The 26,497-nt window shown below is 54.2% G+C and carries 28 protein-coding genes and 2 pseudogenes; 17 read left to right on the top strand and 13 right to left on the bottom strand.

The window, feature by feature from the left end; genetic code table 11:
• A pseudogene (locus Q0683_RS00885) lies at positions 1-293 on the top strand (trans-splicing intein-formed DNA polymerase III subunit alpha C-terminal partner DnaE-C); the annotation flags it as partial.
• Here Q0683_RS00885 and Q0683_RS00880 read toward each other — a convergent pair.
• Positions 290-1,540, bottom strand: coding sequence for a SufS family cysteine desulfurase (locus Q0683_RS00880; RefSeq protein ID WP_298614153.1), 1,251 nt, complete (start codon positions 1,538-1,540; stop codon positions 290-292). The pseudogene Q0683_RS00885 and the gene Q0683_RS00880 sit on opposite strands and share 4 nt — an antisense overlap.
• 294 nt (positions 1,541-1,834) lie before the next feature.
• Between Q0683_RS00880 and Q0683_RS00875 the strand changes: the two genes are divergently transcribed.
• On the top strand, positions 1,835-3,073 hold the full coding sequence (locus tag Q0683_RS00875) for a DUF4912 domain-containing protein (protein ID WP_298614151.1): 1,239 nt from the start codon (positions 1,835-1,837) through the stop codon (positions 3,071-3,073).
• Positions 3,074-3,129: 56 nt separating this feature from the next.
• On the opposite strand, the gene Q0683_RS00870 is transcribed toward Q0683_RS00875, so the two are convergent.
• On the bottom strand, positions 3,130-4,005 hold the full coding sequence (locus Q0683_RS00870; protein ID WP_298975752.1) for an alpha/beta fold hydrolase: 876 nt from the start codon (positions 4,003-4,005) through the stop codon (positions 3,130-3,132).
• Positions 4,006-4,138: 133 nt separating this feature from the next.
• Positions 4,139-4,459, bottom strand: coding sequence for a DUF1815 family protein (locus Q0683_RS00865; RefSeq protein ID WP_298614148.1), 321 nt, complete (start codon positions 4,457-4,459; stop codon positions 4,139-4,141).
• Positions 4,460-4,801: 342 nt separating this feature from the next.
• On the opposite strand from Q0683_RS00865, the gene Q0683_RS00860 reads away from it, so the two are divergent.
• The gene (locus tag Q0683_RS00860) at positions 4,802-5,242 is read left to right on the top strand and encodes an NUDIX hydrolase (RefSeq protein ID WP_298614146.1); all 441 of its coding nucleotides are present in this window, start codon (positions 4,802-4,804) and stop codon (positions 5,240-5,242) included.
• Here the strand turns inward: Q0683_RS00860 and Q0683_RS00855 are convergent.
• From Q0683_RS00855 to Q0683_RS00835, 5 genes are all read right to left on the bottom strand, one after another.
• Positions 5,239-5,991: a metal ABC transporter ATP-binding protein gene (locus Q0683_RS00855; RefSeq protein WP_298614144.1), complete on the bottom strand. Its 753-nt coding sequence runs from the start codon at positions 5,989-5,991 to the stop codon at positions 5,239-5,241. The two genes, Q0683_RS00860 and Q0683_RS00855, sit on opposite strands and share 4 nt — an antisense overlap.
• Complete coding sequence (locus tag Q0683_RS00850; protein WP_298614142.1) at positions 5,952-7,022, bottom strand: metal ABC transporter substrate-binding protein; 1,071 nt, start codon at positions 7,020-7,022, stop codon at positions 5,952-5,954. The genes Q0683_RS00855 and Q0683_RS00850 overlap by 40 nt, the downstream gene beginning before the upstream one ends.
• A gap of 120 nt (positions 7,023-7,142) precedes the next feature.
• Positions 7,143-7,358 carry a 30S ribosomal protein S18 gene (gene rpsR / locus Q0683_RS00845; RefSeq protein WP_298614140.1) on the bottom strand — a complete coding sequence of 72 codons (216 nt, stop codon included), beginning with the start codon at positions 7,356-7,358 and terminating at the stop codon, positions 7,143-7,145.
• A gap of 23 nt (positions 7,359-7,381) precedes the next feature.
• Positions 7,382-7,576, bottom strand: coding sequence for a 50S ribosomal protein L33 (gene rpmG, locus Q0683_RS00840; protein WP_298614138.1), 195 nt, complete (start codon positions 7,574-7,576; stop codon positions 7,382-7,384).
• A gap of 35 nt (positions 7,577-7,611) precedes the next feature.
• Complete coding sequence (locus tag Q0683_RS00835) at positions 7,612-8,148, bottom strand: RDD family protein (RefSeq protein WP_298614136.1); 537 nt, start codon at positions 8,146-8,148, stop codon at positions 7,612-7,614.
• Positions 8,149-8,236: 88 nt separating this feature from the next.
• Between Q0683_RS00835 and Q0683_RS00830 the strand changes: the two genes are divergently transcribed.
• The 3 genes from Q0683_RS00830 (at position 8,237) to Q0683_RS00820 (ending at position 13,160) form a co-directional block, all read left to right on the top strand.
• Entirely contained in the window at positions 8,237-9,973 is a 1,737-nt protein-coding gene (locus Q0683_RS00830) for an NFACT family protein (RefSeq protein WP_298975750.1), read from the top strand.
• A 74-nt stretch (positions 9,974-10,047) separates the two neighbouring features.
• The gene (psbQ, locus tag Q0683_RS00825) at positions 10,048-10,506 is read left to right on the top strand and encodes a photosystem II protein PsbQ (protein WP_298614132.1); all 459 of its coding nucleotides are present in this window, start codon (positions 10,048-10,050) and stop codon (positions 10,504-10,506) included.
• Between the two features lie 35 nt (positions 10,507-10,541).
• Positions 10,542-13,160: a DNA polymerase III subunit alpha gene (locus tag Q0683_RS00820; protein WP_298975747.1), complete on the top strand. Its 2,619-nt coding sequence runs from the start codon at positions 10,542-10,544 to the stop codon at positions 13,158-13,160.
• On the opposite strand, the gene tmk is transcribed toward Q0683_RS00820, so the two are convergent.
• The gene (gene tmk, locus Q0683_RS00815) at positions 13,095-13,811 is read right to left on the bottom strand and encodes a dTMP kinase (protein WP_298975746.1); all 717 of its coding nucleotides are present in this window, start codon (positions 13,809-13,811) and stop codon (positions 13,095-13,097) included. The two genes, Q0683_RS00820 and tmk, sit on opposite strands and share 66 nt — an antisense overlap.
• Positions 13,812-14,004: 193 nt before the next feature.
• Here tmk and Q0683_RS00810 point away from each other — a divergent pair, with 193 nt between their 5' ends.
• The 5 genes from Q0683_RS00810 (at position 14,005) to Q0683_RS00790 (ending at position 18,020) form a co-directional block, all read left to right on the top strand.
• Positions 14,005-14,358 (top strand): hypothetical protein, encoded by a 354-nt coding sequence (locus Q0683_RS00810; protein ID WP_298613557.1) that lies wholly within the window; start codon positions 14,005-14,007, stop codon positions 14,356-14,358.
• Complete coding sequence (locus Q0683_RS00805; RefSeq protein WP_298613560.1) at positions 14,355-15,470, top strand: FAD-binding oxidoreductase; 1,116 nt, start codon at positions 14,355-14,357, stop codon at positions 15,468-15,470. The genes Q0683_RS00810 and Q0683_RS00805 overlap by 4 nt, the downstream gene beginning before the upstream one ends.
• A gap of 33 nt (positions 15,471-15,503) precedes the next feature.
• Positions 15,504-15,614 carry a photosystem II reaction center protein PsbM gene (gene psbM / locus Q0683_RS00800; RefSeq protein ID WP_298613563.1) on the top strand — a complete coding sequence of 37 codons (111 nt, stop codon included), beginning with the start codon at positions 15,504-15,506 and terminating at the stop codon, positions 15,612-15,614.
• Between the two features lie 84 nt (positions 15,615-15,698).
• Positions 15,699-16,820, top strand: a complete 1,122-nt coding sequence (locus Q0683_RS00795; protein WP_298613566.1) for an iron-containing alcohol dehydrogenase family protein — start codon at positions 15,699-15,701, stop codon at positions 16,818-16,820.
• Positions 16,821-18,020, top strand: a complete 1,200-nt coding sequence (locus Q0683_RS00790) for an aspartate aminotransferase (RefSeq protein ID WP_298613569.1) — start codon at positions 16,821-16,823, stop codon at positions 18,018-18,020.
• Between the two features lie 33 nt (positions 18,021-18,053).
• On the opposite strand, the gene Q0683_RS00785 is transcribed toward Q0683_RS00790, so the two are convergent.
• The gene (locus Q0683_RS00785) at positions 18,054-19,325 is read right to left on the bottom strand and encodes an ABC transporter substrate-binding protein (RefSeq protein WP_298613572.1); all 1,272 of its coding nucleotides are present in this window, start codon (positions 19,323-19,325) and stop codon (positions 18,054-18,056) included.
• A gap of 12 nt (positions 19,326-19,337) precedes the next feature.
• On the bottom strand, positions 19,338-19,754 hold the full coding sequence (mscL, locus tag Q0683_RS00780) for a large conductance mechanosensitive channel protein MscL (protein ID WP_298613574.1): 417 nt from the start codon (positions 19,752-19,754) through the stop codon (positions 19,338-19,340).
• Positions 19,755-19,971: 217 nt separating this feature from the next.
• Here mscL and Q0683_RS00775 point away from each other — a divergent pair, with 217 nt between their 5' ends.
• The 4 genes from Q0683_RS00775 (at position 19,972) to Q0683_RS00760 (ending at position 23,270) form a co-directional block, all read left to right on the top strand.
• On the top strand, positions 19,972-20,961 hold the full coding sequence (locus Q0683_RS00775) for a 30S ribosomal protein S1 (protein WP_298613577.1): 990 nt from the start codon (positions 19,972-19,974) through the stop codon (positions 20,959-20,961).
• A 1-nt stretch (position 20,962) separates the two neighbouring features.
• On the top strand, positions 20,963-21,988 hold the full coding sequence (pdxA, locus tag Q0683_RS00770) for a 4-hydroxythreonine-4-phosphate dehydrogenase PdxA (protein WP_298613580.1): 1,026 nt from the start codon (positions 20,963-20,965) through the stop codon (positions 21,986-21,988).
• 85 nt (positions 21,989-22,073) lie between these two features.
• Complete coding sequence (locus Q0683_RS00765; protein ID WP_298613583.1) at positions 22,074-22,397, top strand: DUF1825 family protein; 324 nt, start codon at positions 22,074-22,076, stop codon at positions 22,395-22,397.
• A 12-nt stretch (positions 22,398-22,409) separates the two neighbouring features.
• Positions 22,410-23,270 carry an aminotransferase class IV gene (locus Q0683_RS00760; protein ID WP_298613586.1) on the top strand — a complete coding sequence of 287 codons (861 nt, stop codon included), beginning with the start codon at positions 22,410-22,412 and terminating at the stop codon, positions 23,268-23,270.
• On the opposite strand, the gene Q0683_RS00755 is transcribed toward Q0683_RS00760, so the two are convergent.
• Together Q0683_RS00755 and Q0683_RS00750 are read right to left on the bottom strand one after the other, a co-directional pair.
• Positions 23,267-24,388: an aldo/keto reductase gene (locus Q0683_RS00755; protein ID WP_298975740.1), complete on the bottom strand. Its 1,122-nt coding sequence runs from the start codon at positions 24,386-24,388 to the stop codon at positions 23,267-23,269. The genes Q0683_RS00760 and Q0683_RS00755 overlap by 4 nt on opposite strands.
• Position 24,389: 1 nt before the next feature.
• Complete coding sequence (locus Q0683_RS00750) at positions 24,390-24,905, bottom strand: bifunctional nuclease family protein (protein ID WP_298975737.1); 516 nt, start codon at positions 24,903-24,905, stop codon at positions 24,390-24,392.
• Positions 24,906-25,030: 125 nt separating this feature from the next.
• Here Q0683_RS00750 and wecB point away from each other — a divergent pair, with 125 nt between their 5' ends.
• The gene (gene wecB, locus Q0683_RS00745; RefSeq protein WP_298613596.1) at positions 25,031-26,173 is read left to right on the top strand and encodes a non-hydrolyzing UDP-N-acetylglucosamine 2-epimerase; all 1,143 of its coding nucleotides are present in this window, start codon (positions 25,031-25,033) and stop codon (positions 26,171-26,173) included.
• A 14-nt stretch (positions 26,174-26,187) separates the two neighbouring features.
• Positions 26,188-26,497, top strand: a pseudogene (locus Q0683_RS00740) (phosphatidate cytidylyltransferase); the annotation flags it as partial.

Raw genomic sequence — 26,497 nt, 5'->3', positions numbered from 1 at the left:
TGCTGATTGAAGATGCCGAACCCCTTGAAGAGGTGAAACTAGTGCTGGTGAATTTACCCGTGGAACAGGCAGGGGACCTTCAAGCCCAAAATCGCCTCTCGGAGGTGCTCAAACAACAGGCGGGAGAGATGCCCAAGGTGCCGGTGGTGGTCAAAGTAACCGATGGCTACCACACCCAGTATGTTCGCCTAGGGCCGCAATTTCGCGTTGAGGATGCCGATCGCGCCCGCCATGCCCTCACCAGTGCCGGTTTTCACGCCCAAGCCAGTGAACTCCTCAGCCTCAAGCTCTAGGCAAAGACATCCCTAAAGAAGTCAATCGCTTCCTTAAGGGCAGTAATAAACTGATCAATTTCAGTGCGGGTGTTGTAGAAATAGAGACTTGCCCGTGCCGTGGATTGAACCCCTAAATGGCGGTGCAAAGGCTGTGTGCAGTGATGTCCCGCTCGGATGGCAATCCCCGCCTGATCAAGAATGGTCGAGAGATCATGGGGGTGAACCCCCTCCACGGTAAAGCTGGCCAAGGCAGCGCGATCGCCCGACTTCGGGCCATACACCGTCACGCCGGGAAGCTCTTGGAGGCGTTCAAAGAGATAGGCCGTGAGTTCCTGTTCATAGGCATGGATGTGCTCCATCCCCCACCGGTTCAGGTAATCTACCGCTGCACCAAGGGCGATCGCCTCGGCAATAGCGGGCGTTCCCGCCTCAAACCTATGGGGAATATCGGCATAGGTGGCATGGTCGAGAAAGACATCGGCAATCATTTCGCCACCGCCCAAGAAGGGAGGCATTTGCCGCAGCAGCTCCGCACGTCCCCAGAGAAAACCAATCCCTGTGGGTGCACACATTTTATGACCGGAGGCCACAAGCCAATCACAGCCCAACTGTTGCACATCAACGGGAAGGTGAGGCACACTTTGGCAAGCATCCACCAGTACCCGCGCCCCCTTGGCATGGGCAAGGCGGACAATCTCCGGAATCGGGTTGAGGCACCCCAGCGTGTTGGAGACATGGGCGACCGCCACCAAGCGCGTGCGATCGCTCAAAAGGCTTTCGTAGTGGTTGAGATCAAACGTCTGCTCTGGGGTGAGTTCCACAAACTTGAGGCGAGCAGCGGTTTTCTGGGCAACAAACTGCCACGGAATCAAATTGCTGTGGTGCTCCATCACCGTCAGGATGATTTCATCCCCTTCCCGTAGGGTATTCATCCCCCAGCTATAGGCAACGAGGTTAATTGCCTCACTGGCATTGCGGGTATAGACAATCTCCTCGGAATGGGCAGCATTGACAAAACGCGCCACTTTCTCCCGTGCCCCCTCGTAAGCCGTGGTGGCCTCAGCACTGAGGGTGTGGACGCCCCGATGGACATTGGCGTTGTAGCGGCGGTAGTAGTCCTCAAGGGTATTGAGAACCGCCAAGGGCTTTTGGGAAGTGGCAGCATTGTCAAAATAAATCAAGGGGCGATCGTGTACCTGTCGCGCCAAAATCGGAAAGTCAGCACGGCAAAGGTCAGCGAGGGAGCGGCTCGGAGCGATTGTCATAACAGCAGGGTATCGGTTACGTCACGCGATTCTTAGAGAGAGTCCAAGAATACATCTTTAACTATACTCCCTTGCTCCCTAGGAAAGGCAGCGCCAACAGGGATTGCAAACTACTATCCTGATCTCCATGCCGAATAAATGTTATGAAACTCTAACATTTGATCCCCGCAAAGGGATAAACTGCGTATAAATTCCTAGGGGTATGCCGCGATTCCCTTGACGCCTCAAAGCTTTTTTGCCAAAGATCAAGGGCAAAGGATAGCCCTGTCATCAACCCACGATAAGGAGGCACCCATGCCGAAAGATCGCCCCCCTTTAGAAGAAATGACATTGCGGCAGTTACGGCGCGTGGCCAGTGAACTGCAAGTACCCCGTTATAGCCGTATGCGCAAAGATCAACTCCTCGCTGCTATCCGTGAAAAACAGGCACAAGCCAACGGAGCAACCACCACCATTTCTGTACAACCTGTCCCCTCTAGTCTGGAGTCGCAAGAAAAAGTGGAAGCAGCAAAGTTTGACCTTGGTCCTGCTCAAGAGGATATGCTTTTGGCCTCAGTGGATGAAGGCCTTGGGGATTTGCCCGGTGGCTATGGGGAAAGCCGCATTGTCTTGATGCCCCGTGATCCCCAGTGGGCCTACGCCTATTGGGATGTGCCCAACGAGCACCGCGAAGAACTGCGGCGGCAAGGGGGTCAGCAACTGGCTCTACGACTCTACGATGCCACCAATATCAACCTTGACAACCAAATTCCCCACAGTGTTCAGGAGTACCCCTGCGATGAGTTGGCGCGGGAGTGGTATCTACCGATTCCGGTGAGCGATCGCGACTATGTGGTGGAAATTGGTTACCGCTGCGCCGATGGCCGCTGGTTAGTCCTCGCCCGTTCTGCTGCCGTTCATATTCCTCCCACCTACCCCTCCGATTGGGTCTGGGATCAATTCATTACGGTGGATTGGGACATGGATCTGCGGGGCAAAACGGTCTTTGATCTGGGGGCACCCTTGGCCGGCGGCGGCGAACCCAATCCCATTTACGAAGGCATTTTTGCCATGGCCGAGGGGGCAGAAGCCCAGCGGGTGGCCGGTTCCCTGTTTGGCTCCATGCACCAAGTCCCCGGCTCCATCTCCCAGTTGCCGGCAATGGCCATCAGTTCCTACGTCTTCCCCTCTGGGGTTGGGCTATGGGCTGTGCCGACGGTTTCGGGGCTGACGATGTCGGGGGTTGGTTTCTCAGCTTCGGCAGCCCCCATTCGTCCGCGCAAATTCTGGCTGGTGGCCGACGCTGAACTCATTGTCTATGGGGCTACGGAGCCGGATGCCACCGTCACGATTGGTGGGCGCCCCATCAAACTCAATCCCGATGGCACATTCCGCTTCCAGATGTCCTTCCAAGATGGCCTCATTGACTTCCCGATCTTGGCAGTGGCAGCCGATGGCGAACAAACCCGCGCCATTCACATGAAGTTTACGCGGGAAACCCCCGAACGCCGCACCAATACCAAGGAAGAAGCGGTGCTGGAGTGGCTGGCCTAAGCTAGTTGGTTCAATGGATAAACTTCCTTCCCCCTGCCTAGCGGTGGGGGGATTTTTCATGCACGCAAAAAGGCAAGGAGTTCGCGATTCACTAGACCAGGGACTTCCTGTTGTGCCCAGTGGCCACAGTCGGGCAGGTATTTCAGCCGCCACGGCCCATGGAGCCATGCTTCGATACCATTGGCAAGACTGGGTTGGGCGAGGGGATCATCGGCGCCCCAGAGAATAAGGGTGGGACTCGTAATGGCCTCCGTGTGCTGTTGTAGTTGGTGCCACCACTGTTGGGGTGAAAAAAGATGGCGGTAACTTTTAAGAACGGCAGCGATCGCCCCCGCTTTTTCCAGAGCCGCTTGATAGAGTTGCACGGTTTCTGCTGAAAAAGCAGCCTTGCGGATGGAGTAGCGTTGAAAGAGATCCTGCAAAAAACTACGCAGGTTATGCCCTAGCCAGTACTCCGCCAAGCCGGGGATATGACAGGCCAAAAGTGGCCAGTTGCGCCAAAAATGCTGTAGCTGCTGCCAGAGTTCTAGTCCCATCCGGTAGGGGTGCGGGGTATTCAAGACCGCTAAATGCTGTACCCTCTGCGGAAAGCGTGCCGCTACGTGCCAAGCAATCAGGCCACCGCAATCATGGCCGACAATATGTGCTCGCTCATAGCCCAGTTCTTGGATCAGTGCCGTTACATCTTGGCTAAGGGTATCGAGATCATAGCCGTGGTCTGGTTTTTCGGAGTCATTGTAGCCCCGCAAATCGGGCACCACAACCTTGAAATGACGAGCTAGTACAGGAATTTGAAATCGCCAAGAGTACCAAAACTCTGGAAAGCCGTGCAACAAGATCACCAGATCACCGCTGCCTTGGGTGACATAGTGCAGGCGCACTTGGTTAACGCTGAGGTACTGGTGTTGCCAACTAAGGGAGTCTTCAGTCATCGAGGGTGGGGGTCAACGGAAGAGAGGTACCATTGAGAGGTGCTACTTCTAAGCTAGCACTGAGGCTCGATCTCCAGCACAATGCCGGGGAGGGCTTAAGGGGTTGCGGTATCCCTGTGTTGGGCGAGCGTCGTTACACCGTTGCTGGAACACAGGCTTCCTTAAGCAGATTGGCCAGTTCTTGGAGTTGGTTAATGGCCTCTGCCCCTTCCAGTTTCATGAGTTCGCGGTCATCGCGCATTTCAGTCCAAGTGATCCCATAGTCAGAGACCAGGAAGCGAATTAAGTGGTTGTCGGCCAAACTGACCATGAAGGAGGCACTGTTGAGTTCACCGCCACAGGTGTAGCAAGAGGCCATGTAGCCTCGATTTTCCAAGGCGATCGCTAGGGCTTGGAGATTGAGCACTAAGTCGCGAATAAACTGGCGGTGTTGTTCGGCTAAACGGTAAAACATAGGACAATGAACTCCACAAAAGAAATCAAGTGGTCAGAGAGCCCCAAGAGAAATATTAAGACAATCTTAAGAATGTACCACTATGTACCAATTTGTAAAATCTTATAAAAGGGATGTAAGAACGCAAAATTTGCTATAGGGGTGAGCAGTCTTGACTTTGCTTGAATCCAACGGCAACACACTCTAACAAATGCACTCTTGCGTCCGGTTCACCCTGGATTGCCGTGGTGATTGTTTTAGCTATGGCAACCTGCCACCTTCTTGAGGGGCTATGCTTTTCATTTTACTTTAAGATTTTCACTTTTAGGGTACTGTAGATCTAAAGACCTATTTTGCAAGACAATGCCAGCAACGACAATTGTTCCCGTTGCCCTTGCCATTCTCTACCAAGGCGATCGCGTGCTGATGCAACTGCGGGATGACAATCCCAATATTCTGTATCCCGGCCACTGGGGACTATTTGGCGGCCACCTTGAACCCGAAGAAGCTCCGATAGATGGTGTGCAGCGGGAAGTGTACGAGGAAATTGGCTACCACCCATCCCACCTGACCTTTTTTGGAGAGTACCACGATCCCCAAGTGCATCGCTATATTTTCACAGGCCCTTTAACCTGTGAACTGGAAACCTTAGTACTCAACGAAGGACAGGGCATGGACTGGGTACCCTATGATTCTGTGGTGGCGGGGGTTCACTACGCCAAATCCCTAGGGGAAGATCGCCCCTTGGGAAATATCCATCGGCGAATCCTGCTCGATTTCTTTAGGAGAGAATTGCAAGTTTAAGCAGCAAACTGTTGAAGCACCCGCTCAGGGGTTCCTAGCCCTTGGACAGAGCGATCTAGATACAAAACTTGATCACAGGTTGCCCTTACCCGCTCTAGGTGATGGGAAACCTGGAGAACCGCCCAACCTTCACTGGCTTTGAGGGTCTCCAATAGATCGTAGAACTGTTGCTCACTATGGAGATCCAAACCCGCGGGGGCTTCATCCAAAATCAAAAGACGACGGGGTTGCACTAAGCAATAGGCCAACAGGGCACGCTTGGTTTCACCACCCGAAAGGGAACTCATGGGTTGTGCCGCAAGATGCTCTAGGTGCAGACGCTGGAGACTTTCAAAGATGGCGCGATCGCGCTGCTTTCGGTACTGCCAAGGCCACTGCCATGTGGGTTGCCCCCAGCCCAACCCGACAAATTCCGCCACAGTGATGGGAATACGCGGATCACACTGAAAGTTTTGCGGTAAGTAGGCCACCTGCTGGCGCACATAGGGGAGGGTACGACGATACCTCATGCCGTGTCCCAAGAGGGTCACCCGTCCCTGCTGGTAGGGGATAATGCCAAGAATGGCTTGGATCAAGCTACTTTTGCCTGCACCATTGGGACCAATAACCGCCATGTTCATACGGGGCAACAGGGTAAAGGACACCCCTTCCACTGCCCAGCGATCGCCCCGCCGCACCCAGAGATTTTCCACCTCTAGTAGGTATTCACTCACAGCGCCGCCCCGACAGGCGCGTTCACCCGCATCCATGATCCCACCACAGCAATTGAGTCAGGACGACGATAGGCGCGCTGTTGCGCCCCAAAAGCCTCAGCCAGATTGCGAATATTTTGCTCCATAGTTTGCAGGAAGTAGGCAGGGGTGAGATCTGCTGCCGAGGGAGCACGCTCTAGGGGATCAAATACACTCACCCGCACCCCCAAATCCTTAGCTAGGCTCTCAAAGACCTGTTCCTGACCCGGTTCAGTCAGGAGCGTTTTTAGGTCACTTTGTTGTACCGCTTGCATCACCCGCTTCACATCGGCTGGGGACGGATTAACTGAAGGGATGCCCACAAGGTAAGTAGCCTTCAAGTTGTAGCTTTCAGCAAAGTAGGGAGCCACATCGTGGTAAACAACAAATGTTTTGCCGGCAAAGGGGGCGAGTTTTTCCCGTGCCAGTGCATCAAGCGCCTGTAATTTCCCAATAAAGGCTACACTGTTTTTCTCGTAAACTGTCGCCCCATCAGGATCAACGGCAATAAGACCATCGCGAATATTCTTCACTTGCTGTATGGCACGCTTGGGGTCGAGCCAGATGTGGGGATTGAATTTGCCGTGGCTGTGACCGCCGGGATCATGAGCGTGGTCGGACTGGTGATCATGATCGTGCTGTTCGCTGGCAATAGTCGCCACTCCCGCACTGGTATCAATAATCTTGAGGTCGGGGTTGGCAGCATTTTCAATGAGTTTATCTAGGAAGGTTTCCATCCCAAGGCCATTTTTAACCAAGACCCTTGCGCTGCTTAGACGTTGTACATCTTCAGGCCGCGCCTGAAAGTCATGCACTTCCCCGTTGGGGGGCAGGAGCTGCTCCACCTTAGCGCGATCGCCCGCAACTGCTTTCGTAAAAGCTGTAATGGGCAAGAAGGTGGTAACAATTGTCAGCTCAGGTTCTGGCTGGGTTACCTCTTGTGCCGTCTGTTGTTCCTGTGGTCGTTGGGCTTGGGGGGCACAGCTGCCTAAAAATACCCCAAGAATAACCAAAACTCCCCAAGGCTTCAGCGTAGCGCGAATGGGCATAGGCAGACAGGTGAATGATAACCATTCTCATATTTGCACACGAAGGAAGGGAGAGCAAGCAAAAATAAAGGGGCAAGCCTAGACTTCCCCCTCCTAAATACGCGTGGCGATCGCGAAGTCTTAGCCTTCCAGATTCAAGAAGGGCAAGAGCGCCATAATCCGTGCCCGCTTAATGGCGACTGCAAGCTGCCGCTGTTGTTTAGCCGTCAGACCCGTCACCCGCCGCGGCAGAATTTTACCCCGCTCCGTAATAAAGCGGCGGAGTAAATCCACGTCTTTGTAGTCAATGGGCTGGTTGGGGGGAATGGGAGAAACGCGGCGCCGATAAAATGTCATAGCCTTCCTCTAACTACTTGTAGTTATTTGATTTCTTTGTGAATGGTGTGCTTGTTGCAGTAGCGGCAGTACTTCCTGAGTTCTAACCGTCCTGGGGTGGTGCGGCGATTCTTCGTGGTGGTGTAGCGAGACACACCGGGCGATCGCTGCGCCGGATTTGTGCGACATTCCGTGCACTCTAGGGTAATAATAATTCTGGCGCCTTTTGCTTTAGCCATGGTTTTGCCTATTCATCCAGTGAGCCGATCTCTAATTATGGCAGATCTTTGCGGATTTTGCTCACCAGTTCGATGAGCTTGCGATCAAGGGCAAAGCCCCGCCGACAGCGATATACCTTTGTCCCCCCCAAGCGGTCGTGGAGCGTGCGGTGCTCTTCATCAATCCAAGCCAAGCTACAGTCCACGGCTAGGGGCAGTGCCAAGATCATGAAGGCCATACTAGGCCCTTGGGACTCCAAACCCGCCAATGCCAGTAGTGCCCCCACGCCAATCACCAGTTCTCGCTTGCTGAGAGAAAGGAGATCCGGAGTTCGCTGCCGCTGATCTAAAAGGCGCACATTCATCAGCCAATGGCCGGGGCTTTGCCCCTTATTACGATTGACCATTGCCACCCGCAGCAGCCACCACACCAAGGCAAACACAAAGAGCTGCCCCCACTGAATGGCGGCTCCCGGCCTGATACCGACAACACTCGTCAGCCAGATCAGGATAAAGTCAATGGTCGTGGCGATCGCCCGTCGCCAAGGCTGAGCCAGCGGCAGGGAAGGGGGATACTGACGGGAAAGTGCCATGACGAAAACGCGGTGGCAACAGGCCAGAGAGTAGCTAGACTAGTATAGCTTGATGCCGATTCCCTCAAAATGTTGCGGAGTTTAGACGGTGCAACCCGTTGACTTGACCACCTTGCGTGCTGTTTGTGCCGATCTCCAACATTGGCTACCGGCCCGGTTAGAAGCGGTTTATCAGCGCGATCGCTACACCATTGCCCTGGCTCTACGCACACTGAAAAAACAGGGTTGGTTAACCCTCAGTTGGCATCCTCAAGCGGCACGCATTGCCTTTGAACCACCGCCACCGCGCCAACCCGACACATTTACCTTTAGCCAGCAACTCCATGCCCAACTCAATCGCCTTGCCCTTGTGCGCGTGGGATTAGTCAACCCGTGGGAGCGAGTGGTGGTTTTAGAATTTGCCCCCCGTCCGCAGGAAGCAACGCAGTGGTATCTCTATGCCGAGATCATGGGCAAGTACAGCAACGTCATCCTAGTCAACGCAGAAGGCGAAATTGTAACCGCTGCCCACCAAGTCAAAGCCCAACAGTCGCGCGTCCGACCGATTTTGACCGGCCAACCCTACGTACCCCCACCCCCTCTAACGTCAGCACTGCCCAGTCGCAAAATTTCTTTTGAGCAGTGGCACCAGCAGGTGAGCCTGATTCCGGGACAATTGTGTCAGCAGCTCCTCAAGGCCTATCGAGGACTAAGTCCAGCCCTAGTACAGCAATTACTCGTGGATGCCGCATTACCCCTAGAAAGTCGCACCACAGAACTAACTGCTGAAGAATGGCGACGGCTGTTTGATCATTGGCAGCACTGGCTGGATTGCCTGGAGAGCGGGCATTTTGTCCCCCAATTCACCCCAACAGGCTATCGCGTCATTCCGCCCCTAGGGAGTCAGCTGCAGCCAAGCCTCACCATCCATCAGCTCCTTGCCACCTATTACCAAGATCAACTGCGGCAGCAGCAAACACAGCAACTTCAGCAACAGTTACATCAAGCGGTACAGAACCAACGCCAGAAACTCCTAGCCAAGATTGAGGGCTTTCGGGAACGCTTGGCCGCGGCGGCCGGGGGCGATCGCCAGCGCTATCTTGCCGACCTACTGATGGCCCATGCCCATTTGTGGCAGCCCGGCGTAACCGAGCTGATTGTGATGGACTTTGTAACCCAAGAACGCCTCGCCATTGCCCTCTCTCCAGAAAAAAGCGCAATCCAGACGGCTCAAGAACTGTACAGGCAACAGCAAAAACTTAAACGCGCCCAACAGCACCTTAGCCCTCTCCTTGCGGCTGCGGAAAGTGAACTGGCCTATCTCGATCAAGTGGCGGCCACCCTTGCGACAGCCACATCCTTGGATGTCCTTGAGGAGATTCAGGCCGAACTGATTCAACAGGGATACTTGACAGCTCCTGATTACTACCGCCCCCCCACGACCCCCAGTCCTTACCTCCGCTACACGACACCCAGCGGCTTTACTGTGCTGGTAGGGCGCAACAACCGCCAAAATGAGGATCTGACGTTTCGGGTCGCCAGTCCCTACGACTGGTGGTTTCACACCCAAGAAATTCCCGGCAGCCATGTGATTCTCCGCCTTGAAGCAGGAGAGGTGCCCAGTGACAAAGATATTCAATACGCAGCGGATGTGGCAGCCTACCATAGCCAAGCCCGCGCCAGTGCCCAAGTCCCCGTGGTTTATACGCGCCGCAAGTATGTGCAAAAACCCAAGGGCGCCAATCCGGGCATGGTGATCTACACTCAAGCAACTGTAGTGTGGGGGCATCCGCTCAACGTTAGGGATTGCCCTACAGAGGCTCCTGGGGGAGGCGACCTATGCTAGGACGGGGGCGATCGCAACGGGATCGTGGCAGAATAGAACCGTATTTTAATGACACCCTTGACCGCTGAGGTTTTATGCTGCGCCTAAATCGAAACTCCCTAATTTCAATCCTATTAAGTGTTATTGCCCTTATTTTAGTTAGCTGTGGCGGCTCTAGTGCCACAACGCCACCGCCCCCCACCTATACTGAGCTGCAAATTACTCGCATTCAAGACTACCTAAGTGACATTGAGAAAAACGCCGAACGCTTTGCCGATTTAGAGGTCAGCGTAGCCAAGGGAGATTGGCAAGAGGCTCGCAATATTATGCGAGGACCCCTCGGCGAAATGTTGATGGACATGCGTGCTCTCAACCGCAACCTCTTGCCCAAGGATCAGGCCACACCGACGGCTTTGACCCGTGCCCTGACCGATGACTTTCTAAAGATTGATCAGGGGGCAGAGCTGGATAGCATTGCTGTGGCGCAGGAGGGCTTTCGAGAGGCCGAAGCGGACTTCAAAGCCTATCTCAACAGCTTGCCTGAGTTGTCCTAGTTTCCCGCCGTTCGCTGAGGGGATCTCCATTGCCCATGTCCTTTGTCGGTCTGCACATTCACAGTGATTACAGTCTCCTGGATGGGGCGAGTCAACTTCCCGACTTAGTGGCACGGGCAATGGAATTGGGAATGCCGGCGATCGCCCTGACGGATCACGGGGTAATGTATGGCGCAATTGAACTGCTAAAGTTATGCCGTGGCAAGCCCCTCAAGCCCATTATCGGCAATGAAATGTATGTGATTAACGGGGACATTACCAAGCAGGAGCGCAAGCCCCGTTATCATCAGGTGGTGTTGGCCAAAAACAAGCAGGGTTACCACAATCTCTGCAAGCTCACCACGATCTCCCATCTGCAGGGCTTCCAGGGCAAGGGGATTTTTGCCCGTCCCTGCATCAATAAAGAACTGTTAGCCCAGTATCGCGAGGGTCTGATTGTCACCAGTGCTTGTCTGGGGGGTGAGATTCCCCAAGCCATTTTGCAGGGCAAGCCCGATCTGGCGCGCCGTGTTGCCCGTTGGTACCAAGAGACCTTTGGCGACGATTTTTACCTAGAGATTCAAGACCACGGCAGTCAAGAGGATCGGGTGGTTAACGTTGAGCTGGTGCGCATAGGTCAAGAGCTGGGGATCAAAATAATTGCCACCAATGACTCCCACTTTATTTCCTGTCATGACGTTGAAGCCCACGATGCCCTGCTCTGTATCCAGACGAACAAGCTGCTCACCGATGACAAGCGGATGCGCTACAGCGGTACGGAGTACCTGAAATCCGCTGCTGAAATGGCGCGGCTGTTTCGAGATCACCTGCCCGATGAGGTGATTCAGGAGGCCTTGGCCAATACCCTCGAAGTGGCTGACAAGATTGAACCCTACAATCTCTTCCGTGAACCCCAAAGTCCAGCGTTTCCGGTGCCTGCGGGCCATACGGCGGATACCTATCTAGAGGAAGTGGCGTGGCAGGGCCTATTGGAGCGATTTCACCTCAGCGATCGCCAGCAGTTGGATGCCACCTATCGGCAGCGACTGGAATATGAATTAAAAATGCTGCAACAGATGGGGTTCTCGAACTATTTTCTGGTGGTTTGGGACTACATCAAATATGCCCGCGATCACAACATTCCCGTCGGACCAGGGCGGGGATCGGCAGCGGGTTCCCTTGTGGCCTATGCCCTGCGCATTACCAACATTGATCCTGTGCACCATGGCTTGCTGTTTGAGCGGTTTTTGAACCCTGAGCGCAAGTCCATGCCCGATATTGATACGGACTTTTGTATTGACCGCCGCGAGGAAGTGATCCAGTACGTTACCCAAAAATACGGGAGCGATCGCGTGGCGCAGATCATTACCTTCAACCGCATGACCTCAAAGGCAGTGCTCAAGGATGTGGCGCGGGTACTGGATATTCCCTACAGACAAGCGGATCAAATGGCGAAGCTGATTCCCGTGGTGCGGGGCAAACCGGTCAAATTAGCAGTGATGATCTCCGACGACACGCCTGCGCCGGAGTTTAAGGAAAAGTACGAGAGTGATCCGGTTGTGCGCCGTTGGATTGATATGGCAATGCGCCTTGAGGGCACCAACAAAACCTATGGCGTCCATGCGGCCGGCGTGGTGATTGCCTCAGAACCCTTGGATCAACTGGTGCCGCTGCAACGGAATAACGATGGTGCGGTGATTACCCAATACTTCATGGAGGATCTAGAGTCCCTTGGCCTTTTGAAGATGGACTTTTTGGGTCTCAAGAATCTAACGATGATCCAAAAAACGCGGGAACTGATCCAGAAAAACCACGGCAAAACCCTTGATCTAGATGCCTTGCCTCTTGACGATGCCAAGACGTATCAACTCCTTGCGGAAGGCAAAGTGGAGGGCATCTTCCAATTGGAATCTTCGGGGATGCGCCAAATTGTCCGAGACCTCAAGCCCTCAAATTTAGAGGACATCTCTTCTGTGCTAGCCCTCTATCGGCCAGGGCCTTTGGATGCGGGTCTGATCCCGAAATTTATTAACCGCAAGCATGGGCGAGAACCGATTGAATATCCCCATGAGCGTTTGAAGCCTATATTAAGCGAAACCTACGGAGTTCTTTGTTATCAAGAGCAGATCATGCGGATGGCGCAGGACTTGGCGGGGTATTCCTTGGGTCAAGCGGATCTGCTGCGCCGCGCCATGGGCAAAAAGAAAAAAGAGGAGATGGAAAAACACGAGGCTCTCTTTATTGAAGGAGCGGCCAAAAATGGTGTCCCCAGTGCAGTGGCCCAGGAACTCTTTAAGCAGATGCTGGATTTTGCTGAATACTGTCTGAGTGGCGAGACGGCGGTGATGACGGTGGAATACGGCGCTGTGCCCATTCGCCGCCTGGTGCAGGAACAGTTGGCCTGTCATGTCTATAGCCTTGATCCCCAAGGACATCTTTATACCCAGCCTATTGCCCAGTGGCACTTTCAGGGGTTTCGACCTGTATATGAATATCAACTTGAGGATGGTTCAACCATTTGCGCGACTCCGGATCACCGCTTTATGACCACCACGGGTCAGATGCTGCCCATTGAGCAGATTTTTCAGGAAGGACTAGAGCTTTTGCAATTAGCGATCGCCCCGCCGCAAGCGCTCCTTCAAAGTCTGAAACCAGGGGTGCAGATGGGCTGCTAGGCACTTTTGAATCGCTTCACTCACCTGATCGGGGGGTTGATTGGCATCCATCCGCTGCCAGCGACTGCCCCCCTCCTGTGCTAGAGCCATAAATCCCTGACGAACTCGCTCATGGAAGGCCACTGCATTCTGCTCCAAGCGATCTGTAGCTCCCCGCTGCTGGGTACGGGCAAGACCCACACTCACTGGGAGATCTAACCAGAGAATTAAATCCGCTGCCAGGCCACCCGTGGCAATTTCATTGATTTGCTCAATTGTCTGCAAGTCCAGCCCCCGCCCATATCCCTGATAGGCAATCGTCGAAGCGGTATAGCGATCGCACAGGACAATCCCCCCGCGTTGCAAGTGGGGACGAATGCTACTGGCCACGTGTTGGGCGCGATCGGCGGCGTAGAGGAGCAATTCCGCCATGGGATCAATCTCTAAATTGCTATGGAGTAGGAGTTGGCGCAGGCTTTGGCCAAGGGGCGTTCCCCCCGGTTCACAGGTGAGGAGTAGGGGTGGATCAATGTCAGAGGCTCGTAATTTTGCCAGCCAACCACTCTCCTCCAGCCATGTGGCGATCGCCCCCATTTGGGTGGTTTTGCCGGCACCCTCTCCCCCCTCTAGGACAATAAACAAACCAGCGTAAGGATGGGCAGAAGAATGCATGAATTCAGCAATTTAGGGGAAAGGTTTGATATAATCGCGGCATCCTGCTAGTCCTCGGCAGAGCACTCTACAATGGGGGTAGCGCTTCATTCCCTGTCGATTTGTACCAATATCAGCAGTAACGACACCCCCTTGGTTCTGTGATTACACTAGAACCATTGTTCGCGAATTATTAGTTTACCACTTGGCGGTTATGGCTCGATATGCTCGTGTTGTTACCATTGCACTCCCTCGGGCACGGCTAAAGGAAGAGCTGGTGCAAACCCTAGAAGCCTGCGATTTAACAGTCACCCATGTGGGGGATGATTATGTTGTTGCGCGGGAGAGCGCCCTTGATAGGATTTCCATGTCCCAACTGGTGACGGTTGAAGTTCTCATTGACAAAACCATGTCCCAAAAGGATGTCACAAAGTTTGATCTGGTACTTAAAAATAAAGAATTGACCCTTAAGAAAAATAATCACTGCTTTGAATGGTTTGATCGCTTGAGCCGTGCCATTGCCGAAAATGAAAACTGGGAATTGGTCAATACGGTCGCGACACTGTGACAGCGCTGCCAGCAAGTGCAACAGTCACAATTCTGGGTGCCGGAGTCGTTGGTTCGGCGATCGCCTATGAACTCAGTCGTGCCTTTGATCCTGCGGAAACGCCGATTCTTGTCCTTGAGGCGCAGGGAGAGGAGGCCTGGCAAGCCACCGGTGCGGCGCTGGGGGTGCTCATTGTCCACCTCAGTCGGCGACGACGCGGACGTAATTTTCAACTGCGGCAAGCCAGCTTAGCGCGTTATGAAACCCTGATTCCGGAGCTGGAAGCCCAAACAGGGGTTAAGATTCCCTACCAGCGCCAAGGCATTGTTGAAATTTGCACCACGGAAGCGGAGGCGATCGCCAGCCGAGCATGGTTGCAGGAACAGGCCCCCCCAGGGGTACAGTGGCTTTCCCCAGAAGAAGTAGAGCATCAATTGCCCCTGCTCAATCCTCAACTTGTTCACGGCGCCCTCTGGGCCACAGGCGATCGCCAAGTGACGCCAAAACCCTTGACCCAAGCTTTGCGTCGGGCTGCTCGGCAACGGGGAGTGCAGTTCTCCTATCAAAGCCCTGTCAGACAGCTCCAGCGATCGCCCCAAGGGGGGTGGATTCTGGACATGGATCAGGCCTCGCTGGGAACTGAATACCTGATCTTAGCGGCGGGTCTAGGAACCACCCCCCTGACGCAAGCCCTCGATTGCCCTGTCACTGTGGAACCTGTTTTGGGACAAGCCCTAGAATTTGCCTGTGGGACTCCTGTCAATACCCCAGTGATGACGGCGGAAGGAATTCACTTTGTCCCCTTGCCTTGGGGGCGGGTGTGGGTGGGCGCCACCGTGGAATTCAACACCCTAAGCGGGAATCCGCAAGCCTTGGATCAACTCTATAGACGCGCCACTGAACTTTGGCCGGTTCTAAAAACGGCTCCTTTAACACAACAGTGGCAGGGACTGCGCCCCCGGCCGAGCGATCGCCCGGCACCGATCATCGAAAAACTAGACGACCGCACTTGGCTAGCCACGGGTCACTACCGCAACGGCATCCTGCTTGCTCCTGTCACTGCCCAAAAAATTGCCCAGTCTGTGATCACCACCTTGGCCAAGAGGAATCGCCGCAGTGAAGCAAAGGATTGATAGAATAAAGTTCAGCGTTGTGGGATAGAGACCATGGAAGTGAATCCTTTCGGCTTAGTGGCAACGGCTCTGTTTGTTATCGTGCCAACGGTGTTCTTGATTATTCTGTACGTGCAAACGGAAAGTCAGCAGAAAAGTAACTAAGTATAGATAAGATAGATCTCTATGGCAAGAGCAAAAGCTGCTCTATGGTGCCAGAGAGCTAAATAATCATTGTTCGTACGGCCTGTGACTGCTGCTTCGTTTTCACCCCTTTGTGTTGCACCTACCCACATCTATCGCGGTTGGTCAATTTTCTCCCAAGCAGGAGAAGCTATTGCTCAGTTGGGACGGCGTCCCCTTTTAGTGGTTTCACCGCAGCGGTATCAGCAGCTTGAGCCGGAGTGGCAGGCGATCGCCCGCTCCCACAATCTCACCTTCAGCATGGGTACGTTCCATGGGGAGTGCAGTGAACCCACCCTGGCCCAGCTCCGCCAAGAGGCGCAAAGCAGCGATCTGATTATTGGCATTGGCGGTGGTAAAGCGCTAGATACCGCTAAACTTTTGGGGCATCAACTTCACTTGCCCGTGGTGACCATCCCCACCTCAGCAGCCACCTGTGCCGCTTGGACGGCCCTTTCTAATATCTATACAGAGGCCGGTGCCTTTGCCTATGATGTGGCACTCCACCGTTGCCCCGATCTGCTACTGTTGGACTACGCCCTAATTCAAACCGCGCCTAAGCGAACACTGCTGGCCGGCATTGGTGATGCCCTTGCCAAATGGTACGAAGCTTCGGTGAGTAGTGGTCACCGCCAAGAAACTCTGATTGTTGCTGCCGTACAGCAAGCACGGGTATTGCGTGATATTCTCTTGCAGCAGTCTGCGGAAGCCTTGGCCAATGTGGGCAGTCCCGCTTGGGAAAATGTGGTGGATGCCAGTGTTCTGATGGCGGGGATGATCGGGGGCTTGGGAGGTGCCCAATGCCGAACAGTTGCCGCCCATGCTATTCACAATGGTTTAACCCAACTGCCCCAAAGCAAGCGCACACTTCACGGGGAAAAAGTGGCCTACGGCATTCTTGTGCAACTGCGCTTGGAAGAAATTGTCCAAGGCAGTCAATTGGCTGCTAGCGCTCGCCATCAGCTTTGCCAATTTTACGAACAGGTGGGTTTGCCCCTAAGTCTAGAGGACTTGGGCTTTCAAGAGGCCAGCTTGGCACAACTCCAGCACGCTGCCACGGTTGCCTGCATGCCCCACTCCGATATTCACTATCTGCCGTTTCCCGTGACGCCTGATCTGGTGCTGGAAGCAATGGTGTCCACCGTAGTCGGTTACAGTGCCAAAGTTTTGGATGGGAGTGCCCGCTAAATGGGGTTAGAGTGGATTCAACCGGCTGATCGCTTAGGAGCATTGCCACCCTATGTGTTTGCCCGCCTCGATGAACTGAAGCTAAAAGCACGGCAGCAGGGATTGGATTTAATTGACTTGGGTATGGGGAATCCCGATGGCGCTGCTCCGCGGCCGGTCATTGAAGCGGCGATCGCTGCCCTTGAGGAACCGAGCTACCACGGCTATCCCCCCTTTGAAGGCACGGCCGTTTTCCGTCAAGCCATTACCCGTTGGTATCAGCGGCGCTACAACGTCTCCCTTGATCCTGAGGGCGAAGCCTTACCCCTGTTGGGATCAAAAGAAGGACTGACGCACCTTGCTTTGGCCTATGTGAATCCGGGGGATGTGGTACTGGTGCCTAGCCCGGCCTATCCGGCTCATTTTCGGGGTCCTGCGATTGCCGGGGCCACCATCTATCCCCTCATTCTCAAACGAGAAAAAGGGTGGCTCATTGATCTCAGTGAGATTCCCAGCGACATTGCCCGCCAAGCCAAGGTTTTGTACTTTAACTATCCCAGCAATCCCACGGCAGCGATCGCTCCCCGTTCCTTTTTTGAAGATATTGTTGCCTTTGCCCGCGAATACCAAATCCTCCTCGTGCATGACCTTTGCTATGCCGAACTGGCCTTCGACGGCTACCAACCCACCAGCTTACTGGAAATCCGCGGTGCCAAAGAGATTGGTGTTGAGTTTCACACCCTCTCGAAAACCTACAATATGGCCGGTTGGCGGGTGGGGTTCGTGGTGGGTAACCGCCACATTATTCAGGGTCTGCGCACCTTGAAAACAAATTTAGACTATGGGGTTTTTTCCGTTTTGCAGAAGGCGGCAGAGGTGGCCTTAAGTCTGCCCGATAGCTACATTGCCGCTGTGTGCGATCGCTATCGCCAACGGCGTGATTTTCTGATTCAAGGCTTAAATGAACTGGGCTGGCAACTGACGCCGACCCAGGCCACCATGTATCTGTGGGTACCTGTGCCGGGGGGTATGAGTTCTACCGATTTTGCCCTAAAGCTACTTCAGGAAACGGGTGTGGTGGTGACGCCGGGAAATGCCTTTGGCGAAGGGGGAGAAGGATACGTGCGCATCAGCCTCATTGCCGATCGCGATCGTTTGGGTGAAGCCCTCAGACGCATGGCTCAAGCCAATATCCGCTTTGATAGCTTAAGTCGCCAATAGTCCCAAGTACCTTGACCTTTCAGGGGGGAGCATTTATCCCAAGCGGCTATTCCATGCGGTTTCTGCATCCTTGAGGGCTTGATCAATTGTCTTCTGTCCCAAGAGAACCGCCTGTAAATTTTCGTAGAGGAGTCGTTGCAGCTCCTTAATATCCCGCAGGGGAGGAAGGAGTACCTCTGCTTGGTTCATTTGAGCAGCGCTGACGGCTCGAGCAATGTCCCCAGGTGGGGCATTTTCTTCGACGGTGCGAAAGTAAGGATCCGCTAAGGCTGCTTTAGTGGAAGGCAGCACATTGGCCACCTTGGCAAAGGCCAGTTGATTTTCATCATTGGTGACAAAGAGGGCAAATTCTACGGCCAGTTTAGGATGGCGACTCTGGCGGGGCACGAGTAAATTCATCACGGCAACATTTTTCTTGCCGGTTGCGCCGGTCACCTGGGGGGCGGGGGCAGAAACTGCGGCAATACTGGGGGCGTTGGTGGCGATCGCGCTCAAAAATTCCGGACTGCTCATCAATAGCGCCGTTTGTCCCGCTTGATAGAGTTCGATGCCTTGGCGATGGCCTTCGGTGAGCACTTGGGGGGGCAAAAGTCCCTGACGATAGAGATCAACCCAATACTGGAAAGCGGCTTTACCCGCCGGCGAATTAAAGGCGGCACGGCCTTGATCGTCCACCAGCTTCACCCCCATCTGCACCATGGCTTGCATCAGCTCGGCGGAGTCCTCAGGCACCATCGTGATAAAGAAGGCGTATTTCCCTGTTTTCTCCTTCACGGCTTTAGCAACCTTGGCCAGCTCAGCAAAGGTTTGGGGGGGGCGATCCACCCCCGCAGCGGCAAGAATTGCCTTGTTATAAATCGTGATCCGTGAGGTCAGGTACCACGGCACAGCAAAGCTCTTGCCTTCCAATGTGGTTGCTTGCCAAATATTCGGTAGATAACGCTCACGCACCGCCGGCGGCACATAGTCATTCAAATTCAGCCACGCATTGCGTCCGGCCAATAACGCCGCAAAGTCGGGATTGAGGTTTACCACATCGGGAGCAGTACCCGCTAACACCGCCATGAGAATTTTGCTCTGCATTGCCGTCCAAGGAATATCTACCCAGCGCACGTGGACATCGGGATGTTGGGCTTCAAACTCGGCAATCAGGCGATTGAAGTAGTCGGTGAATTTGGGTTGCAGTTGCATCGTCCAGAATTCAATCTGGGTACCTTGGACAGGGGGTGCTGTGCCACAAGCGGTTAAGATGGCCAGCCATAGCCCCACCACGAACCCAGAGATGCAGCGTTGCCAAAATCGCATTGGCGAGGACTCCTAAAGCGGTGGCAGTTCAGAGGTACAGGCACGGCAACGGCTGGCTTTCAGGGGCACTGACTCCAAGCAGTAGGGACACTGCCGTTGCTCAGGCGCAGCGGGCTTCTTGGGCAACAAGGGTAAAATCAGCTTCAGGAGAATAAACAGGCTGAGGGCAATCACGCCAAAGTCGAGTAGGCTACCTAGAAACTTACCGATCCGAATCCCTGAACCTACCGTGAGTTCCCGCCAATCCCCCCCTGGGATCAGCGGATTAATGAGAGGCATCATCAAGTCTTCGACAACAGAAGTGATCATGCGGCCGAAGGCACCCCCCACGACAACCGCGATCGCCAAATCAACGACATTGCCCTTCAGGGCAAATTCACGAAATTCCTGCCAAAATTGCTTTACCTGTCGGCGGTGGAGTGGTGCCATGCCAGAGCCTCAATAGCACATAAATTTTTATCCTTACCCTTGGCAGAAATTTTATCGATCCTGCTAGCCAATAGGCAAACTCTAGGCTAAGATTGTAGATCCAGTTAGAAAGTGTTCGAGCGATCGCTGGTATGATTGCGTATGGCACCCACCTCTGCCCGCTTGACAACTCACCGTACACCCCCATTTTCGTTAAAGGAGCTAGGAAAACACTCGCATGGTCAATCAGGAAAAAACGTTAGACGTGGGCTTTACGCACGCTGACTTTGCAGCCTTACTAGACCGGTACGATTACCACTTCCACCCCGGTGACATTGTTGCTGGCACCGTCTTTAGTATCGAGCCGAAGGGTGCCCTGATTGACATTGGTGCAAAAACCGCTGCCTACATCCCCATTCAAGAAATGTCTATCAACCGGATTGACAGTCCGGAAGAAGTACTGCAACCCAACGAAACCCGCGAATTCTTTATCTTGGCGGATGAAAACGAAGAAGGGCAGCTTACCCTCTCGATTCGCCGTATTGAGTACATGCGGGCATGGGAGCGTGTCCGTCAACTCCAAGCCGAAGATGCCACCGTTCGCTCCCAGGTTTTTGCCACCAATCGCGGCGGTGCCCTTGTGCGTATTGAAGGGCTGCGGGGCTTTATCCCCGGTTCCCACATCAGCACCCGTGTGAACAAAGAGGAGCTGGTGGGTGAAGAACTACCGCTGAAGTTTTTAGAAGTGGATGAAGAGCGCAACCGCCTTGTCCTAAGCCACCGCCGTGCCCTTGTCGAACGCAAGATGAACAAACTGGAAGTGGGCGAGGTTGTTGTCGGAACTGTGCGGGGGATCAAGCCCTATGGTGCCTTCATTGACATTGGTGGCGTCAGCGGTTTGCTGCACATTTCGGAAATTTCCCACGATCACATTGACACTCCCCACAGTGTTTTCAATGTCAATGACCAAGTCAAGGTGATGATCATTGACCTGGATGCCGAGCGGGGTCGGATTTCCCTGTCCACCAAGCAACTGGAGCCAGAGCCCGGTGACATGGTGAAAAACCCGCAGTTGGTCTATGAAAAGGCCGAAGAAATGGCCGAGCGTTATCGTCAGCAACTGCTGCAACAACAGCAGGCTACCGCAGAGGCCACTGAGGAGGTAATTGAAGACATTCCCGAGGCTACAGACGAAGATACAGCTGAGCCGATTCTCCAAGAAGCTTAGGATGTCCCTTGCCCTGACCCTTGGGGATCCAGCGGGGATTGGCCCAGAAATTCTCCTGAAAGCCTTGGCTCACCTGCCCGCAGAAGTGGTGGGGCAGTTTTTCATTTCGGGTACACAGCGGGTATTGCAGGACACGTACACTCGTCTATGTCAGCAGGGACAGGCAGCTATTGATCCCGCGGTGCTTCAGATTTGGGAGCATCCCCTTGATGAGGCGATTGTGCCGGGGCAACCCAGTGTCGTCAGTGGAGCGGCCAGCTTTGTTTACTTAGAAACAGCAATCCGGCGGGCGATCGCCGGCGAGGTGGCAGGCATTGTTACTGCACCCGTTTCTAAAGCCAGTTGGCAGGCCGCAGGGTATCACTTTCCCGGACAAACGGAAGTACTGGCTTACTTCACAGGAACTGCCAATGTGGGCATGGTGTTCTTGGGGCGATCGCCTGTAACAAACTGGGTACTGACCACTTTACTTGCGACTACCCACATCCCTCTGCAAGATGTTCCCAAAGCACTGACCCCCGAACGTCTCAATGAAAAACTGGCACTGCTGGTGCAGTTTCTAAGGGAGCGGCGGCATCTGGAGCGGCCTCGTATTGCTGTTGCTGGCTTGAATCCCCACAGTGGTGAGCAGGGACACTTAGGCCAAGAGGAAGTGATGTGGCTGATTCCATGGCTTGCAGCGGCTCAGCAGCAGTATCCCCAAGTTGAACTAATTGGCCCTGTGCCCCCCGATACCCTCTGGATTGGGGCTGCCGATGCCTGGTGGGGGCGCCTTTCCTCGGCCACTGCCTACGATGCCTACCTCGCTCTCTATCACGATCAGGGCTTAATTCCCGTGAAGATGCTGGCCTTTCGCGAAGCGGTAAATACCACAATTGGCCTCCCTTTTATTCGCACGTCTCCAGATCACGGTACGGCCTTTGATATTGCCGGCACAGGGGTGGCAGATCCCCAGAGTTTTCTGGCGGCGATCGCCTGGGCACAAACCCTGAGCAAAGGATCGGTTTTCCCCCTTACCCCTGCCTAAAGCACCTTTGATAAAATGCAGCTAACTGACAAACCAAACGGTCAACGCTTGGCATTTGGCTTGTTGCTGTAGCGGGCAGAGTCATATGGGATTCTTTGATTCGGAAATCGTTCAACAGGAAGCGCAACGCCTGTTTCAGGACTACCAGCAGTTGATGCAGCTTGGCTCCGAGTACGGCAAGTTTGACCGCGAAGGCAAGAAAATTTACATCGAAAAGATGGAAGAACTCATGGATCGCTACCGCATTTTTATGAAGCGGTTTGAGTTGTCCGATGACTTTATGGCGCAGATGACAATCAAACAACTGGAAACGCAACTGAGTCAGTTTGGCTTATCTCCCCAAGCGATGTTCGATCAAATGCATCAAACCCTTGAGCGCATGAAAGCGGAAGTGGAACGCCAACCCTAGGGGAGACGATGGGTGTTGCTCTGTAATTTGGATGGGGTAATTACGCCGGAGGCCACGATTTCTGTTTTTGATCGCGGGTTTCTCTACGGCGATAGCGTTTATGAGGTGATTCGTACCTACCGCGGGATTCCCTTTGCCCTGCCAGAGCACCTAGCACGGTTGCGAGCCTCAGCGGCCTATCTCTACATGAGCGTGCCGTGGTCTGATGAGTACATTAGCCAAGAAGTCCAGCGCACCCTAGCGGCTGCTCCACCGGGAGAATACTACATTCGGATTGTGGTGACTCGTGGGGGCGATCGCCGCATTGGGCTACTGCCAGAACCCACCACCCAGCCTAGGTTATTAATTGTGCTGATGGCAATTGCCCCTGAACCAACCTTGAGTGAACAGGGAATTCGCCTCACCATTGCTAAGCGGCAACGCACGAGCACTGCTGCCCTTGATCCTGCGGCCAAAACAGGCAATTACCTCAACAATATCTTGGCGCTATTGGAGGCGCAGCAGAGTGGTTTTGAGGACGCCCTTCTGCTCAATGCCCAAGGGCAGATTACCGAGGCCACGACCAGTAACCTCTGGATTGTCCGTGATGGTGTAGTCGAGACACCGCCCACCACCGTTGGCATCCTCCCCGGAATTACGCGAGCAACGCTGTTAAAGATTGTTGTAGACTTGGGCATGCCCCATCGCGAAGTGATTCTCACCCCACAGGATCTGGCGACGGCCAGTGAGGCCTTTCTCAGTTCCTCGGTGCGTCTGCTTATGCCAATTCGCCAAATAGACAATGTGGTTTTACCAAGCTGTCCGGGCCCGGTGACCCAAAAACTATGGCGGGAACTGTTAACTGTGATGGAGAAAGCAGCTCTGGCGGCCTAAATTCCCTGCCAAAGGCGCGATCGCGAGGCACCTTTCAACTGCTCATGGGTCTCTCGCAGGAGCCGAGGAATCTCTAAGCCACCGGGACAGCGCGGCAAACACTCGCCACAGTCAGTGCAATGGTTCGCAGGTTGGCCGGGAAACCAATGGCCGGCACGGCCAAACATGCCATAACGATATTTACCAAATTCAATCATCTCATAGGCGACAGCTAGGTTGCGAAGCCGTAATACCTCCGGGATGTGGATCTCCTCTGCGCAGGGCAGACAGGCATAACACTGTTGGCATAAATCTTTGCCAAGGGTTTCCTGCATCACTGCTTGCAGGCGATCGCCGACGGCTTGCTCTGCGGCGCTAAGGGGTGCCACCTGATCGGCCACGGCTAAGGGAAAAGCCAACTCGGCAACCGTGGCAGGTCCAATGCTCAAGGTAGTGATGGCAGGTTGACTCAGCAACCAGCGGTAGCTCCAATGCAGAGGATGAAAGGGCGCGCAGAGGTCTTGAAGGCGTTGGGAAGGCCGGTAGAGTTGTCCCCCCTTGTCTGCGGGGGAGATGATGAAAACCCCCATATCCCGCTCGGCAGCGGCAGCGATCGCCGGAGCATTGCGTTGCTGAAAGTAGGTGTAATGCAGATTCACAAAGTCAAACTGGTTACTGGCGATCGCCTGCAAAATTACAGATAACGATCCATGGCTGGAAAAGCCCAGAGCACCAATCACCCCCTCTGCTTGCAATTGCCGCAGCCTTGCCATCCCATCACTGGCCAGCCATGCGAGATGCTCAGGGGTATTTAGCCCATGCAGAGCAACACCGTCTAACCGTGAGACTTGGAGACGTTCAAGGGATTGTTCAATTTGCCGCTGTACCTGATTTGCATCCCCTTGGGGCAATAATTTGGTGGTAATAAAAACGGTGGGCCGACCGAGCGCCTTGAGGGCACGACCAATATAGGTTTCACTGGCACCGTAGGCGGCAGCGGTTTCAATGTGGTTAATGCCGTGGGCGATCGCTCCCTCGATAACTGCCTGCATCTCCTCAGGACTGCCCAAGGCACGCATTGTTCCGAGGGAAAACACTGACAGATTTAGCCCCGTGCGACCAAAGCGGCGGTAGCGCATTTTAGCCTGCGGAGGAGTCCTCCTCCATGCTCCGTCCCTGCTGAACAAAATCTTCGGGCCGAATTGAATCTAGAAAGCGGCGGAAGGCTTGGCGTTCTTCCTCGTCAGCATCGCGATCCACGGGGATCGAAGCATCGGCAACCACGGCTTCCATCACCCAAATCGGGCAATCACAGCGCAGAGCAAGGGCAATGGCATCACTGGGACGAGCATCAATTTCCTTGCGCGTTTCTCCTTGACGCAGCGTCAGCACTGCATAGTAGGTGTTGTCTTCGAGGGAGTGGATCACCACCCGCTCTAGGGTCACATTCCATTCATTGAGAATATTCGCCATCAGATCATGGGTCATTGGTCGCGGTGCCCGTTGATTTTCCAGGGCCATTAAAATTGCCCGCGCCTCATTATCGCCAATCCAGATCGGCAGTGCTCGCCGTCCAGCACCGTCTTTGAGCAACACAATTGGCGTGCTACGGTTAGTGGCATCAAGGGCAATTCCAGCAACGGTCATTTCAATCATAGCCACCTCAGCGAGCGCAATGGCGGTGCATTCCCTTCTATTATTAACATACAGTTCTTTTCATCAGGATGGCACACTCCCTTCCGGTTACACTAAGAATGATTGTTCTCAGCAGCTAGGCGGCTATGGTTGCTTCCCCCATCCCAATCTGTATTACGTTGGGTACACGCCCGGAGGCAATCAAGCTGGCACCGGTCATTCAAGCTTTCCAGCGATCGCCCCTTTTTGAACCCTACGTTGTTCTCACCGGGCAGCACCGCGAAATGGTGGATCAGGTAATGGCGCTGTTTGACCTGCGGGTTGATCGCGACTTGGCAATTATGCAGCCGCAGCAAACCCTGACCGAAATTACCTGTCGCGCTCTCCAAGGACTTGAGCAACTCTATCAAGAACTCCTGCCCCGTCTGGTGTTAGTCCAAGGAGATACGACCACCGCCTTTGCCGCTACCCTTGCCGCCTTTTATCAGCAGATTCCCGTGGGTCACGTGGAGGCGGGCTTGCGCACTGACGACCTCTACAATCCTTATCCAGAAGAGGCTAACCGCCGTCTTATTTCCCAATTGGCGCAGTTGCATTTTGCCCCTACGGAGCAAGCCGTCAAGAATCTTCAGGCCGCCGGGGTCACAGGTCCAATTTACTGGACGGGGAATACCGTAATTGATGCCCTCCTACAGGTGGTTGATCGCCAGCCTGTGTGTGATGTCCCCGGCCTAGACTGGCAAAGGTACCGAGTGCTCTTGGCCACCGTTCACCGCCGTGAAAACTGGGGTGCCCCCCTTGAGGACATTGCCAAGGGCTTCTTAAAAATTTTGAACACCCTGCCCGACACTGCCTTGCTGTTGCCTCTACACCGCAATCCCACCGTGCGTGAACCCCTCAAAGCCTATTTAGAGCACCATCCCCGTGTTTTTCTCACGGAGCCGCTGGACTACCCTGCCCTGGTGGCAGCGATTAAGGGATCAACTCTTCTGCTTACGGATTCCGGTGGCCTGCAAGAGGAAGCCCCTAGCCTCGGTAAACCCGTACTGGTGTTGCGAGAAACCACTGAACGACCGGAAGCAGTTGCTGCCGGTACCGCCAAACTGGTGGGCACGTTCGCGGATACAATTGCAGCGGCAGCAATTGAGCTGCTCACGGATTCAGAGGCATACAAGCGCATGGCAACGGCAATTAATCCCTTTGGCGATGGTCAGGCGAGCGAGCGCATTCTGGAAATTGTGACACAGTTTTTTGCCCAGCCCGCAAAGCAAGGGGCCACCGCCAACTGAGGAGAGCAATGGGAATGTTCTGGGCAGGGATTTTGGTCGCAGGTTGGCTGGGCTTAGTGCTAGTTGTCGCAGAACTCATTCACGCTGGGTTTCCCAATGCCAAAGAATGGTCACGGAAGGTAGTTCACATCGGTGCCGGTCAAGTCATCCTCATTGCCTATGCCCTGGGAGTCCCCACGAGTTGGGGCATTGTGGCCGCAGCGATCGCCGGTGTGATCACCCTTCTTTCCCATTGGGTGCCTATTTTTCCCAGTATTAGCGGGGTGGGGCGACAAAGCTGGGGCACCTTTTTTTATGCCGTGAGTATTGGCACATTGATGGCGC

It is taken from the genome of uncultured Thermosynechococcus sp., from assembly GCF_938074695.1.
Lineage (GTDB): Bacteria > Cyanobacteriota > Cyanobacteriia > Thermosynechococcales > Thermosynechococcaceae > Thermosynechococcus.
This window is presented reverse-complemented; position numbering and strand designations above follow the sequence as displayed.